We start from the raw sequence: 14,156 nt of genomic DNA on the forward strand, positions 1-14,156 counted from the left end.
TTGCGCACCGGTCACCTCACGGCACCGCACCGAAACGCGCGCTCTCTAGCGTCGGGGACAACACCCCGACCCCCCGTGGAGGCGCGTGATGGCTGGCCGTTGGATCGAGCACTGGGAACCCGAGGACGAGACGTTCTGGCGGGAGAAGGGCGAGCGCATCGCCCGCCGGAACCTGTGGTTCTCCGTACTCTCCGAGCACATCGGTTTCTCGATCTGGACCCTGTGGTCGGTGATGGTCCTGTTCATGGGGCCGGAGTACGGGGTGGATCCGGCCGGGAAGTTCTTCCTGATCTCCACCGCCACCCTCGTCGGGGCCCTCGTGAGGATTCCGTACACCTTCGCCGTCGCCCGGTTCGGCGGCCGGAACTGGACGGTGTTCAGCGCGTTCACGCTGCTGGTGCCGACGGTCGCCGCCTTCCTCGTGATGGAGCCGGGGACCTCGTACCCGACCTTCGTGGCCGTGGCCGCGCTGACCGGCATCGGCGGCGGCAACTTCGCCTCCTCGATGACGAACATCAACGCGTTCTTCCCGCTGCGCAAGAAGGGCTGGGCGCTCGGGCTGAACGCGGGCGGCGGCAACATCGGGGTGCCGGTCGTGCAGCTCATCGGCCTGCTGGTGATCGGGACCGCGGGCGCCATGCACCCGCGGATCGTCCTCGGCGTGTACATCCCGCTGATCGTCGTCGCCGGGCTGTGCGCGGCGCGCTTCATGGACAACCTGGCACCCGTGCAGAACGACACCGGAGCCGCGCAGGACGCCGCACGCGACCCGCACACCTGGATCATGGCGGTGCTCTACATCGGCACCTTCGGCTCCTTCATCGGCTACAGCTTCGCCTTCGGGCTCGTCCTGCAGACCCAGTTCGGCCGGACCCCGCTGCAGGCCGCCTCGCTCACCTTCATCGGCCCGCTGCTGGGCTCGCTCATCAGGCCCGTCGGCGGCTGGCTGGCCGACCGGTACGGCGGCGCCCGCATCACGCTGGCGAACTACGCGGCCATGGCCGCGGCGACCGGTGTCGTCGTCTACGCCTCCGGCATCGAATCGCTCACCGTGTTCCTCATCGGCTTCACCGCCCTGTTCGTCCTCACCGGGCTCGGCAACGGATCGACGTTCAAGATGATCCCGGGCATCTTCCACGCCAAGGCGATCGCCCAGGGGCTGCGCGGCGAGGAGGCGGCGGCCCAGGGCCGGCGGCTGTCCGGGGCGGCGATGGGACTCATCGGCGCGGTCGGGGCGCTCGGCGGGCTCGCGATCAACCTCGCCTTCCGGCAGTCCTTCCAGACCTCCGGCACCGGAACGGCGGCCTTCTGGTCCTTCCTCGCCTTCTACGGGGTGTGCTTCGCGCTCACCTGGGCGGTATACCTTCGCCGCACCGCGGAAGTCCCGGCGAAGCCCCAGCTCAACTACGCCGAGGTGTGACGATCACCTCCGGATGTCGGGTGACGTAACGGGAGGGAAATACGGGTGAACCGAGCCTGTCACGCTTCGTTGGCAGGCTCGGACCTCCGCATCATTGAGCAGCAGCGGGACGAGAGCCGGGTAGACCATATGCACGACGACGAACAGCACGGGCCCCTCGCGGGCTTCACGGTCGGTGTCACCGCCGCACGCCGGGCGGACGAACTCTCCACCCTGCTGCGGCGGCGGGGCGCCACCGTGGTGCACGCGCCCGCCCTGCGGATCGTGCCGCTCGCCGACGACAGCGAACTGCTCGCCGCCACCAAGGAACTCATCGACATCGTCCCCGACGTGGTCCTCGCGACCACGGCGATCGGCTTCCGCGGCTGGATCGAGGCCGCCGACGGCTGGGGCATCGGGGAACAGCTGCTCGACACCCTGCGTGGCGTCGAACTGCTGGCCCGCGGGCCCAAGGTCAAGGGCGCCGTCCGCGCCGCCGGGCTGACCGAGACCTGGTCACCGGCGTCCGAATCCATGGCGGAGGTGCTGGAACGGCTCCTGGAGGAGGGAGTCGAGGGCCGCCGCATCGCCCTCCAGCTGCACGGCGAACCCCTCCCCGGCTTCGTGGAGGCGCTCCGCGCGGCCGGCGGCGAGGTCATCGGCGTCCCCGTCTACCGCTGGATGCCGCCCGAGGACATCGCCCCCCTCGACCGGCTCATCGACATCACGGTCGCCCGCGGCCTGGACGCGCTCACCTTCACCAGCGCCCCGGCAGCGGTCTCCCTGCTGCGCCGGGCCGAGGAACGCGGGCTGCTGAGCGAGCTGCTGGACGCCCTGCAGGGCGAGGTCCTCTCCGCCTGCGTCGGACCGGTCACCGCACTCCCGCTCCAGGACCGCGGCATCGACACCGCCCAGCCGGAACGCTTCCGGCTCGGCCCCCTCGTCCAGCTGATCTGCCGCGAACTGCCGGCCCGGGCCCGGACCCTGCCGGTCGCCGGGCACCGGGTCGAGATCCGCGGCCACGCCGTCCTGGTCGACGACGAACTGCGCGCGGTGCCGCCCGCAGGCATGGCCCTCCTGCACACCCTGGCCCGCAGGCCCGGCTGGGTGGTGGCCCGCGCCGACCTGCTGCGCGCCCTGCCCGGCAGCGGTACGGACGAGCACGCGGTGGAGACGGCGATGGCCCGGCTGCGTACCGCGCTCGGGGTGCCCCGGCTGATCCAGACCGTCGTCAAACGCGGCTACCGGCTGGCCCTGGACCCGGCGTCCGACGCCAAGTACGCCGACGCCTGAGGGCGCCGTCGTCCCCCGTGGAACGACGCCCGCAGCAGCAGGGCGAGCGCGGCCGTGCACAGGACCGCCCGGACGGCGTTCCAGGCGACCCAGGCGTCCTCGAACCTGTCCCGCACCGCGGCGGGGTCGGCGATCCGTGCGGGATCTCCGGCGTCCGCGAGCGCGTTGTTCAGCGGGACGTTGACGCCCGAGGTGAGCAGGAAGGCGAGGGCGTACACGGCGAGCGCGGCCAGGATCCACCGGCGCGGGCCGGGGGAGTGGCGCTGCTGCCAGGCGGCGGCCGCGGTGAGGAGCAGCGCGCCGAAGAATCCGGCGAAGAAGACCGGGTTCTCGATGACGTCGTTGATGTTCCGCATCACCTCGATGAACGTCCGGTCGTCGCTGCGGCCGAGCGCCGGCATGACCGCGCACGAGAAGACGTAGAAGGCGCCCGCCATCAGGCCGGTGGTGACGGCGGCTCCACCGAGGACCAGGTGGTGGAGGACGGAGTTCGGCCGGTCGGGCTCGTTGTTTGTCATGCGCCCAGTCAAGTGGCACCGCCCGGCCCGCTCCATGGCTCAGGCGCGCAGCCGCCTTCGCGTGCGTCCAACGGAGCGGGCCGTGGTGGGCCGGGGCTTCGCGCGAATGCCTCGGTGCGCCTTGCCGCGCCGGGATACGGTGCCGGGATGACCGAGGAAGCACACCGCATCGACGCGGAGATACGGCTCCGTCCCGTGGTCCTGGCCGACGCGGGCGCTCTCGCCGCGTCGCTGACCCGCAGCCGTACGTACATGAAGCCCTGGGAACCCGAGCGGTCCGACTCGTTCTACACCGAGGAGGGGCAGCGCGAGCGGCTGGCGGGCGCGCTGGCGGACCGGGACACGGGGCACGCGATGCCCTGGGTGCTCTGCGACGGGGACGACCGGGCGATCGGCGCGTTCACCCTCAACAGCATGGTGCTCGGGCCGTTCCGCAGCGCAGCCCTCGGCTACTGGGTCGACGTCGACTTCGCGGGGCGCGGACTGGCCACCGCCACGGTGCGGCGGATCTGTGAACTGGCCAGGGACGAGCTCCGGCTGCACCGGATCGAGGCCTGCACGCTGCCGTACAACGAGGCGTCCCAGCGGGTGCTCGCCAAGTGCGGCTTCGAGCAGATCGGCATGGCCCCGGGCTACCTCCACATCGACGGCGAGTGGCGCGACCACCGGCTCTTCCAGCGCCTGTTGCACGACGGACCGGTGACCGGGGCCTGAGGACGCCCCGGGACCGGGTCAGCCGCCGTGCCCGGCCGCCCGGCGCGCGTGGCGGTGACCGTCGAGCGGCCACGGGGGGCTCGCGGGCAGCACGTCCACGAAGCCGTACCCGGCCTTCTCCGCCACCCGGCACGACGCCGCGTTGTCCACCTGGTGCAGCAGTTCCAGCGTGACGAGTCCGTCCCCGGCGAACGCAGTGAACGCCCAGCCCGTCAGCGCTGCGAGGGCCCGCGGCGCGATGCCGCGGCCGCGGGCGGGCGCCGCCGTCCAGTAGCCGACCTCGGCGGCCTGTGAGCCCGGCGCGGAGCGCACGAGCACGACGTTGCCGACCGGCCGCTCGCCGAGCGCCGTGTCCACGACGGCGAAGCTGTGCCGCAGCCCGGACGCCCGGCCCTCCTGCTGGTCCCGCAGCCAGCGCTCCGCCGCCTCCTCGTCCGCCACCGGCGCGCGCGATCCCGCCTGGATCGCCGGGTCGCGATAGGCGTCGAGCAGGCTGGGGAGGTCGCCCCGACGCCAGGGGCGGAGTCTCACGGAACCGGACATGAGGAGGGGGGCACGCGGCTGGCTGTTCATCGGCCGATCGTACGAGGCGAGTTGGCTCGGCCCGCGCGTCAGGGGTTACGGCCCGGTGCCGCGCCGGGCACTCTGGTGGGGACGGCGACCGGACCCGAGGCGGTGGCATGCGCATGGCGACACGTGGGGGCTCGTACGACTGGCGGTTCGACTCCGGGCGGCTCTGCCTGGACCTGGTCGCGACGGGGGCCGGCGGCCCGGGCACCGCCGACCCGCTGGACCGGCCCGAGGGGCTCGCCGACTGGCTGGTGGCCGCCGGGGTCGTGCCCCCGGGCACGCCGCTGGGCGTCGTGGACGACCACTGGCTCCTGCGGTTCCGGCAGCTGAGGACCGCTCTGGACCGGCTGCTGACCGCGCAGCTCGGCGGGCGGCCGGCGGACGGCGCCCTGGAGCGCGTCAACGCGCTCGCCGCCGGCGCACCACCCGGCCTGTGTGCCGTGCGCGCCGGGAACGGGGCGCTCGTACGCGGCCTGAGCACCGAGCCCGGCTGCACCGCGCTGCTGGCCGCCGTGGCCCGGGACGCCGTGGAACTCCTCACCGATCCGGTCGCCCTGGCCGGGCTGCGCCGCTGCGAGGGCGACCACTGCCGCCGCGTCTACCTGGACACCTCACGCGGCCGGCGCCGCCGCTGGTGCTCCAGCGAGGTCTGCGGCAACCGCGAACGGGTCGCCCGGCACCGGCGCCGCCACCCGGCCGGCGCCTCCCCGGAACCTCCGGGGAGCTCGTATCCGTAAAAGATCTTGAGCGCGCGTTGAATGGATCGCCCAGCATCCCCGTATTCGATGACCAAGGAGCTCTACAGGGTCTCGACCGGGAGGTTCGGGTGCGCAAGGATGCGGCCGTGGCCGATGACCGTCCGCACAGGGCCCGGCATCGCAGTGCGCCGCCCCCGTCACCCTCCGCCGTCCCGGACGAGGAGCTGATGCGGGCGCTCTACCGCGAACATGCCGGTCCTCTGCTCGCGTACGTACTCCGCCTCGTCGCCGGCGACCGACAGCGCGCCGAGGACGTGGTGCAGGAAACACTCATCCGTGCCTGGAAGAACGCCGGTTCGCTCAACAGGGCCACCGGTTCCGTCCGGCCCTGGCTGGTGACGGTCGCCCGGCGCATCGTCATCGATGGCCACCGCAGCCGGCAGGCCCGGCCGCACGAGGTCGACCCGTCGCCACTGGAGGTCATTCCCGCGGAGGACGAGATCGACAAGGCGCTGTGGCTGATGACGCTCTCCGACGCGCTCGACGATTTGACCCCGGCCCACCGGGAAGCATTGGTCGAGACCTACTTCAAGGGCCGTACGGTCAACGAGGCGGCCGAGGTGCTCGGGATACCCAGCGGCACGGTGCGGTCCCGGGTCTTCTACGCACTGCGTTCGATGAAGCTCGCACTCGAAGAGAGGGGGATCACGGCATGAGCGACCAGGATTGGGAGCCCTTCGGGCCCCGGCCGGCCGGACCCTCCGGCCCCTTCGCGCCTCCTGGCGGCCCCTCCGGCCCCTTCGCGCCCCCCGGCGGCCCCTCCGGCGGTCCCCTGGACGAGGCCGGGCACGATGCGGCGGGCGCCTACGTCCTCGGCATCCTGGACGGCGCCGAGGCCGCCGCGTTCGAGGCGCACCTGGCCGGCTGCGCCCGCTGCGCCGCCCACCTCGACGAGTTCGCCGGCCTGGAGCCGATGCTCGCCATGCTCGCGGAGTCCCCGGCCACCGTGCCCGGCGCCCGCCCGGTCCCGCACGTGCCGACACCGCCCGCGCCCCGGGTACTCGGCTCCTTGGTCGACGAGGTCGCGGCGGGGCGGGCCCGGCGCACCCGGCGCGGGAGGTATCTGGTCGCGGCGGCAGCGGCGCTGATCATCGGCGGCCCGGTCGTCGCGGTGATGGCCACCGGCGGCGGCACGAGCAGCGTCGAGGCGGCCGATCCGCACCCCACCAGCCCCGCCGAGGACGCCTTCTTCCACCACATGAAGGAGAAGGCGCGGGCGACCGACCCCGTCACCGCGGTCGACGCCACGGTCGGCATGGAGCCGAAGGCCTGGGGCACGCACGCGGTGCTGGAGCTGAAGAACGTCAAGGGCCCGCAGAAGTGCCGGCTGGTGGCCGTCTCGAAGACCGGCGAGGAGGAGGTCGTCACCTCCTGGTCCGTCCCGAAATGGGGCTACGGCATCGCGGACTCCACCCACCCCACCGCCAGATACCCGCTGTACGTCCACGGCGGAGCCGCCATGGACCGCGCCGACATCGACCACTTCGAGGTCCGTACGTTCGACGGCGAACGGCTGGTGAGCGTCCGCGTCTGAGGCCCGCCCGGGCCCCCGGCGGGCCGCCTGCCGAGCGGCTCCTCGGGCCACTTTCCGGAGCGCCGAAACGCAATCGATATCCCGGCACGCAAGATCGATGCTCGCGGCAGGTGCGCGACGGCCCCCCTTCGCATACGCTGGACGGCTGCTCAATGCACGTCAGAAGGGGGCCTCGGTGGCCGCGCAGGATGCCGCTGTCGATTCGTTGCGGGACCGGGAAATCAGTGTCGAGCAGGAACATCTCGACCGTGTTTACCACCGCCTCGAAGAGAAGATCCACGAGGCGGAATTTCTTATGAACGACGCCGTCAAGCGCGGCCAGGTGGGTACACCCGGAGCGCTCGCGGAACGGGACGCCCAGGTGTTCCGTGCCGGAATCCACCTCAACCGGCTCAACAGCGAGTTCGAGGACTTCCTCTTCGGAAGGATCGACCTGCTGCTCGGCAAGGACGGTGAGCGCGGCCCCGACGGCGCGTTCACCTCCGTCGAACCGGCCGACGACGCCGTACGGGAGGACAGCACCGCCGATATCGCCGAGACGCTGCACATCGGCCGGATCGGGGTCCTCGACTCCGACTACGCGCCGCTGGTCATCGACTGGCGCGCCCCGGCCGCCGCACCGTTCTACCGCTCGACGCCGAAGGAACCGGGCCGGGTCGTACGCCGCCGGGTCATCCGCTCCAAGGGCCGCCGGGTCCTCGGGGTCGAGGACGACCTGATGCGCCCCGAGCTGACCGCGCGCCTGAACGGAGACACGCTCCCCGTCATCGGGGACGGCGCGCTGATGGCGGCCCTCGGGCAGGCCCGCAGCCACACCATGCGGGACATCGTCTCCTCCATCCAGGCCGAGCAGGACCTGGTGATCAGGGCCCCCGCGGCCTCGGTCACCGAGGTCTCCGGCGGCCCCGGCACCGGCAAGACCGCGGTCGCCCTGCACCGGGCCGCGTACCTGCTCTACCAGGACCGGCGGCGCTACGCGGGCGGCATCCTCGTCGTCTCGCCGACGCCCCTGCTGGTCGCGTACACCGAAGGCGTGCTGCCCTCGCTCGGCGAGGAGGGCCAGGTCGCCATCCGTGCGGTCGGCTCGCTGTCCGACGAGGCGGCCGGCACCGAGGGCGCCACCACCTACGACGAGCCCGCCGTCGCCCGGATCAAGGGCTCCTCCCGGATGCTCCACGTGCTGCGCAAGGCGGCCCGCGGGGCGCTGGAGCAGCCCCCGGCCCGCCCGGCCGGCCAAGAGGGCCAGCTGGCGTTCGGGGAGGAGAGCGAGGTTCCCGCGCAGGCCGGCCCGCCCACCCGGCTCCGGGTGGTGGCCTTCGGCGCCCGGGTCGAGCTGCAGGAGGACGAGCTCCGGCGCATCCGCAACAACGTGCTCAGCGGCACCGCACCGGTCAACCTGCTGCGTCCGCGCGCCCGCAAGCTGCTGCTCGACGCCCTGTGGAGCAGGTCCTCGGGCCGGGGCCGCTACACCGATCAGCAGCTCGCGGCCGAAATGCGGTCGTCGTTCGACGAGGACGTCTCGACCGAGACGCCGTTCATCGAGTTCCTGAACGCCTGGTGGCCCGAGCTCACCCCGCGCGGGGTGCTCGCCGCCATGGCCGACGAGAAGCGCCTGGCCCGCTGGGCGCGCCGCACGCTCAACCAGGGCGAGGTGCGCCGGCTCGCGCGCTCCCTGAAGCGGCTGGACGCGCAGGGCCGGGGACCGCTCTCCGTCCACGACGTGGCGATCCTCGACGAGCTCCAGACGCTCCTCGGCACCCCGAACCGGCCCAAGCGCAAGCGCGAGTTCGATCCGCTGGACCAGCTCACCGGGCTGGAGGAGCTGATGCCGCAGCGCGAGGAGACCCAGTGGGAGCGGGCCGAGCGGCTCGCGGCGGAGCGCACGGAGTACGCGCATGTGATCGTCGACGAGGCACAGGACCTCACGCCCATGCAGTGGCGGATGGTCGGCCGCCGCGGCCGGCACGCCACCTGGACGATCGTCGGCGACCCGGCGCAGTCCTCCTGGTCCGATCCGGACGAGGCCTCGGCGGCCCGTGACGAGGCGCTGGGCAGCCGCCCGCGGCGGAATTTCACGCTCACCGTCAATTACCGCAACCCGGCGGAGATCGCCGAGCTCGCCGCGAAGGTCCTGGCGCTCGCCATGCCGGGCATGGAATCCCCGGCGGCGGTCCGCTCCACGGGTGTGAGGCCGCGCTTCGAGACCGTGCGTGACGGCGATCTGGCCGGCACCGTGCGCGAGGAGGCCCGGCGGCTGCTCGGCGAGGTGGACGGCACGGTCGGCGTCGTCGTCGCGATGAACCGGCGGGCGCAGGCCCGCGGGTGGCTGGCGGAGCTCGGCGAGCGGGTGGTGGCGCTGGGCAGCCTGGAGGCGAAGGGCCTGGAGTACGACGCCACGGTGGTCGTCTCGCCCGCGGAGATCGCGGACGAGTCCCCGGCGGGGCTGCGGGTGCTGTACGTGGCGCTGACCCGGGCGACCCAGCAGCTCACGGTCGTCTCGGGTGAGCGGGACCTGCCGGACGAGGACGGGGTGCCGGACCTGCTCAGGGACTGACGGGCCACGGCCGGGGAGCCTTTTTCCGGTTAACCCGCGCTGAGGGAATCACTTCTCCGGGGTCTTTGTTAGCCTGGTGTACGGCACCGGCTCGATCCAAGCCCCCGGGCCCAACCTTCGTCGCTACGAGCGACCACTTGCCGCGAGGCGAGCATGGCGGGTCGGTGCCGTCAACTGAAGAAGACAGACCCGTGTCACCCTCCGGTGGCGCGGGTCTGTTTTTGTTTACGGGGTGGGCCGACGGGGTTACGGGGCCGTTGGGGGTTCCGCCCCCGGCCCCATATCTCGTATGGTGGAAAAAACTTTCCGAAGCGTGGCAGTCATTACCGGCTACCCGTCGGTAGGTGCGAATATCGGTCAGGCGTGTCCGGAGAAGGACTTCCGGCCACGCATAGCAATGAAGCTAGGGAAAGCGAAGGACTCGGCCATGGCAACGGCGCCCAGCGTCTCGTACTCGATGACGGTCAGGCTGGAGGTGCCCGCGAGCGGCACAGCGGTCTCCCAGCTCACCACGGCCGTCGAGTCCTCCGGTGGCTCGGTCACCGGCCTCGACGTGACCGCTTCCGGCCACGAGAAGCTGCGGATCGACGTCACGATCGCCGCCTCCTCCACCTCGCACGCGGACGAGATCGTCGAAGGTCTGCGGAACATCGAGGGCGTCGTCCTCGGCAAGGTCTCCGACCGTACGTTCCTGATGCACCTCGGCGGCAAGATCGAGATGGCGTCGAAGCATCCCATCCGCAACCGTGACGACCTCTCGATGATCTACACCCCCGGTGTGGCCCGGGTCTGCATGGCGATCGCCGAGAACCCCGAGGACGCCCGGCGCCTCACCATCAAGCGCAACTCCGTCGCAGTCGTGACGGACGGCTCCGCGGTGCTCGGCCTCGGCAACATCGGCCCGATGGCAGCCCTCCCCGTGATGGAGGGCAAGGCGGCCCTCTTCAAGCGCTTCGCCGGCATCGACGCCTGGCCGATCTGCCTGGACACCCAGGACACCGACGCCATCGTCGAGATCGTCAAGGCGATCGCCCCCGGCTTCGCGGGCATCAACCTCGAAGACATCTCCGCGCCGCGCTGCTTCGAGATCGAGGCCCGCCTGCGCGAGGCCCTCGACATCCCCGTCTTCCACGACGACCAGCACGGCACCGCCATCGTCGTCCTGGCCTCCCTGACCAACGCCCTGCGCGTGGTGGGCAAGGGAATCGGGGACGTACGGGTCGTCATGTCCGGTGCCGGAGCGGCCGGTACGGCCATCCTGAAGCTGCTCATCGCCGCGGGCGTCAAGCACGCGGTCGTCGCCGACATCCACGGTGTGGTGCACGCCGGCCGCGAGGACCTGGTCTCCGCGCAGCCCGACTCGCCGCTGCGCTGGATCGCCGACAACACCAACCCGGAGTCCGTCACCGGCACCCTCAAGCAGGCCGTCGTGGGCGCCGACGTGTTCATCGGCGTCTCGGCCCCGAACGTCCTGGACGGCGACGATGTCGCGGCGATGGCCGACGACGCGATCGTGTTCGCGCTTGCGAACCCGGACCCCGAGGTCGACCCGGTGATCGCGCGCCGGACGGCGGCGGTCGTGGCCACCGGCCGCTCGGACTTCCCCAACCAGATCAACAACGTCCTGGTCTTCCCCGGCGTCTTCCGCGGCCTGCTGGACGCTCAGTCCCGCATCGTCAACACGGAGATGATGCTCGCCGCCGCGCGCGCCCTCGCCGGCGTCGTCGCCGAGGACGAGGTGAACGCGAACTACATCATCCCGTCGGTCTTCAACGACAAGGTCGCCGGAGCCGTCGCGGGAGCCGTCCGTGACGCCGCGAAGGCGGCAGGCGCGGCTGTGACCGGCCCCACGTCGGTCTGACAACCCGGCGCGTCGCGGGTCGCGGCGCCCCAAACGCCCCTTTAGGGTGGGCGGGCGACGCGTCCCGCGAGCCCCGCAGCAGGTGCGGACCGCTTTAGGGGAGTCGACGGAACGTCACCACGACGAGGCAGTGGGGCTTTTCGTCCGGCTCCGGAGGGTGCCGGATTGGCTTTCCCGCCGCAGGTGGGGGCAGGATGCTTTCCCAAGGACTTCGTCCGGGGGAGACCCCACGGGGCGCGAAGGTCTGAAAAACGCCACCCGGGTCCGGGGACTGTCCGAGGGCCCTGGCAGCATCGGCTTCGATCTCACGCCTCACAGGCAAGAAGAACACGGGAGTAACAACATGAACCGCAGTGAGCTGGTGGCCGCCCTGGCCGACCGCGCCGAGGTGACTCGCAAGGACGCCGACGCCGTGCTGGCCGCGCTCGCCGAGACCGTCGGTGAGATCGTCGCCAAGGGCGACGAGAAGGTCACCATCCCCGGTTTCCTGACCTTCGAGCGCACCCACCGTGCCGCTCGCACCGCTCGTAACCCGCAGACCGGCGACCCGATCAACATCCCGGCCGGCTACAGCGTGAAGGTCTCCGCGGGCTCGAAGCTCAAGGAAGCCGCCAAGGGTAAGTAACACCCCTGAGCACGCCGAAGGGCGGTCACCCCGACCAGGGTGGCCGCCCTTCGGCGTGCGGGCCGCAGAACGCCGCTGCGGGCCCGCGAGGCGCGTTCCCGGGGGCGGACCCCCGGGAACCCCTCCTCAGACCAGCGAACCGCCCGGCAGCTCCACCTTCGCGCCGAGCTTCTCCAGCTTGTCCATGAAGTTCTCGTAACCGCGGTTGATCAGGTCGATCCCGTGCACCCGGGACGTCCCCTGCGCCGCCAGGGCGGCGATCAGGTACGAGAAACCGCCGCGCAGGTCCGGGATGACCAGATCCGCGCCCTGCAGCTTCGTCGGCCCGGACACGACCGCGGAGTGCAGGAAGTTGCGCTGGCCGAAGCGGCAGTCGCTGCCGCCCAGGCACTCGCGGTAGAGCTGGATGTGCGCGCCCATCTGGTTGAGCGCCGAGGTGAAGCCGAGCCGCGACTCGTACACCGTCTCGTGGACGATCGACAGACCGGCGGCCTGCGTCAGCGCCACGACCAGCGGCTGCTGCCAGTCGGTCTGGAAGCCGGGGTGCACGTCCGTCTCCAGCGCGATCGCGTTCAGCGCGCCGCCCGGGTGCCAGAAGCGGATGCCCTCGTCATCGATCTCGAAGGCGCCGCCGACCCGGCGGAAGGTGTTCAAAAACGTCATCATCGAGCGCTGCTGGGCACCGCGGACGTAGATGTTGCCCTCGGTCGCCAGCGCCGCGGAGGCCCAGGAGGCGGCCTCCAGGCGGTCCGGGATCGCCCGGTGGGTGTACCCGTCGAGCCGGTCGACACCCGTGATCCGGATCGTCCGGTCGGTGTCCATGGAGATGATCGCGCCCATCTTCTGCAGCACGCAGATGAGGTCCTCGATCTCCGGCTCCACGGCCGCGTTGGACAGCTCGGTGACACCCTCGGCGAGCACCGCCGTCAGCAGCACCTGCTCGGTGGAGCCGACCGACGGGTACGGCAGCCGGATCTTCGTGCCGCGCAGCCGCTGTGGGGCCTCCAGATACTGGCCGTCCGCCCGCTTCTCGATCGTCGCGCCGAACTGGCGCAGCACGTCGAAGTGGAAGTCGATCGGCCGGCCGCCGATGTCGCAGCCGCCGAGCCCCGGGATGAACGCGTGGCCCAGCCGGTGCAGCAGCGGGCCGCAGAAGAGGATCGGGATGCGCGAGGAGCCCGCGTGGGCGTCGATGTCGGCGACGTTCGCACTCTCGACATGGGTGGGGTCGAGGATCAGCTCCCCGGGTTCGTCACCCGGACGGACCGTCACGCCGTGCAGCTGCAGCAGCCCGCGCACCACCCGCACGTCGCGGATGTCGGGGACGTTGCGCAGCCGGCTGGGCCCGCTGCCGAGCAGCGCGGCGACCATAGCCTTCGGCACCAGGTTCTTGGCGCCTCGGACGCGGATCTCGCCCTCCAGCGGGGTTCCGCCGTGGACAAGCAGGACATCGTCTGTGCCGGTCATGAATCTCGCGTTCCGGAGTGGTCGGGCAGGGGGCCAACCGAAAGGGTAATGGCCCGGCACCCCCCTTCCGTAAGAGCGCGGGCGGTGTACGAACGTCATGAATCCGCCACAACACGCTGTGCTTGCCCGATCTTGCGGAGGGTTACCGTCCGGATCGGCGGTCCCGGCGTGCGCTCCTCGTGCCCCCGTGCGCCCTGAGCTGCGCTCGGGCACGGTGCGCGACGAGAGGGTCACTTGGGCCCCGCCAAGGCCCGGGATGCGGGATCATTTCTGCCATGACCGAGGTGTCCTCGCTCACAGGGCGGCTGCTCGTGGCCGCACCCGCCCTGGCGGACCCGAATTTCGACCGCGCGGTGGTGCTGCTCCTCGACCACGACGAGGAGGGCTCGCTCGGCGTGGTCCTGAACCGCCCGACCCCGGTCGGCGTCGCCGACATCCTCGAGTCCTGGGCGGAGCTGACCGGCGAACCCGAGGTCGTCTTCCAGGGCGGCCCCGTCTCGCTGGACTCGGCGCTCGGTGTGGCGGTGATCCCCGGCGACGAGGGGCCCCTGGGCTGGCGCCGGGTGTACGGGGCGATCGGCCTGGTGGACCTGGAGGCGCCCCCGGAACTGCTGGCCGCGGCCCTCGGCTCGCTGCGGATCTTCGCCGGTTACGCGGGCTGGGGCCCCGGCCAGCTGGAGACGGAGCTGTCCGAGGGAGCGTGGTACGTCGTCGAGTCGGAACCCGGCGACGTCTCCTCGCCCTGCCCGGAGCGGCTCTGGCGGGCGGTCCTGCGCCGCCAGCGCAGCGAACTGGCCATGATCGCCACGTATCCGGACGACCCTTCGCTGAACTGATGCCCGGGCTTTCAGTACGCTTGGCGG

13 protein-coding genes are annotated in these 14,156 nt (G+C 71.8%); 10 read left to right on the forward strand and 3 right to left on the reverse strand.

Annotation, left to right across the window (positions count from 1 at the left end):
- The first annotated feature begins 88 nt into the window (after window positions 1-88).
- Window positions 89-1,420 (forward strand): nitrate/nitrite transporter, encoded by a 1,332-nt coding sequence (locus ABTX18_RS34780; RefSeq protein WP_352126795.1) that lies wholly within the window; start codon window positions 89-91, stop codon window positions 1,418-1,420.
- A gap of 129 nt (window positions 1,421-1,549) precedes the next feature.
- Window positions 1,550-2,692, forward strand: a complete 1,143-nt coding sequence (locus ABTX18_RS34785; protein ID WP_352126796.1) for a uroporphyrinogen-III synthase — start codon at window positions 1,550-1,552, stop codon at window positions 2,690-2,692.
- On the opposite strand, the gene ABTX18_RS34790 is transcribed toward ABTX18_RS34785, so the two are convergent.
- Entirely contained in the window at window positions 2,641-3,210 is a 570-nt protein-coding gene (locus ABTX18_RS34790; protein WP_352126797.1) for an anthrone oxygenase family protein, read from the reverse strand. The genes ABTX18_RS34785 and ABTX18_RS34790 overlap by 52 nt on opposite strands.
- A gap of 147 nt (window positions 3,211-3,357) precedes the next feature.
- On the opposite strand from ABTX18_RS34790, the gene ABTX18_RS34795 reads away from it, so the two are divergent.
- Window positions 3,358-3,924 (forward strand): GNAT family N-acetyltransferase, encoded by a 567-nt coding sequence (locus ABTX18_RS34795; protein WP_352126798.1) that lies wholly within the window; start codon window positions 3,358-3,360, stop codon window positions 3,922-3,924.
- A gap of 18 nt (window positions 3,925-3,942) precedes the next feature.
- On the opposite strand, the gene ABTX18_RS34800 is transcribed toward ABTX18_RS34795, so the two are convergent.
- Window positions 3,943-4,497 carry a GNAT family N-acetyltransferase gene (locus ABTX18_RS34800; protein ID WP_352126799.1) on the reverse strand — a complete coding sequence of 185 codons (555 nt, stop codon included), beginning with the start codon at window positions 4,495-4,497 and terminating at the stop codon, window positions 3,943-3,945.
- A 113-nt stretch (window positions 4,498-4,610) separates the two neighbouring features.
- Here ABTX18_RS34800 and ABTX18_RS34805 point away from each other — a divergent pair, with 113 nt between their 5' ends.
- The 6 genes from ABTX18_RS34805 (at window position 4,611) to ABTX18_RS34830 (ending at window position 11,826) form a co-directional block, all read left to right on the forward strand.
- A complete protein-coding gene (locus ABTX18_RS34805) occupies window positions 4,611-5,231 on the forward strand; it encodes a CGNR zinc finger domain-containing protein (RefSeq protein WP_352126800.1) in 621 nt (206 codons plus the stop codon).
- A gap of 89 nt (window positions 5,232-5,320) precedes the next feature.
- The gene (locus tag ABTX18_RS34810; protein ID WP_352126801.1) at window positions 5,321-5,908 is read left to right on the forward strand and encodes a sigma-70 family RNA polymerase sigma factor; all 588 of its coding nucleotides are present in this window, start codon (window positions 5,321-5,323) and stop codon (window positions 5,906-5,908) included.
- Complete coding sequence (locus ABTX18_RS34815) at window positions 5,905-6,786, forward strand: anti-sigma factor family protein (RefSeq protein ID WP_352126802.1); 882 nt, start codon at window positions 5,905-5,907, stop codon at window positions 6,784-6,786. The genes ABTX18_RS34810 and ABTX18_RS34815 overlap by 4 nt, the downstream gene beginning before the upstream one ends.
- A 175-nt stretch (window positions 6,787-6,961) precedes the next feature.
- Window positions 6,962-9,340: a HelD family protein gene (locus tag ABTX18_RS34820; RefSeq protein WP_352126803.1), complete on the forward strand. Its 2,379-nt coding sequence runs from the start codon at window positions 6,962-6,964 to the stop codon at window positions 9,338-9,340.
- A gap of 427 nt (window positions 9,341-9,767) precedes the next feature.
- On the forward strand, window positions 9,768-11,201 hold the full coding sequence (locus tag ABTX18_RS34825) for an NAD-dependent malic enzyme (protein ID WP_352126804.1): 1,434 nt from the start codon (window positions 9,768-9,770) through the stop codon (window positions 11,199-11,201).
- Between the two features lie 343 nt (window positions 11,202-11,544).
- Window positions 11,545-11,826 (forward strand): HU family DNA-binding protein, encoded by a 282-nt coding sequence (locus ABTX18_RS34830; RefSeq protein WP_003968811.1) that lies wholly within the window; start codon window positions 11,545-11,547, stop codon window positions 11,824-11,826.
- A 126-nt stretch (window positions 11,827-11,952) separates the two neighbouring features.
- Here the strand turns inward: ABTX18_RS34830 and murA are convergent, their stop codons facing one another.
- Window positions 11,953-13,293, reverse strand: coding sequence for a UDP-N-acetylglucosamine 1-carboxyvinyltransferase (gene murA, locus ABTX18_RS34835; protein WP_030922987.1), 1,341 nt, complete (start codon window positions 13,291-13,293; stop codon window positions 11,953-11,955).
- 275 nt (window positions 13,294-13,568) lie between these two features.
- On the opposite strand from murA, the gene ABTX18_RS34840 reads away from it, so the two are divergent.
- Window positions 13,569-14,129 carry a YqgE/AlgH family protein gene (locus tag ABTX18_RS34840; protein WP_352126805.1) on the forward strand — a complete coding sequence of 187 codons (561 nt, stop codon included), beginning with the start codon at window positions 13,569-13,571 and terminating at the stop codon, window positions 14,127-14,129.
- Window positions 14,130-14,156 lie beyond the last annotated feature (27 nt).

The organism is Streptomyces sp. NPDC096323, assembly GCF_040302845.1.
GTDB lineage: Bacteria > Actinomycetota > Actinomycetes > Streptomycetales > Streptomycetaceae > Streptomyces.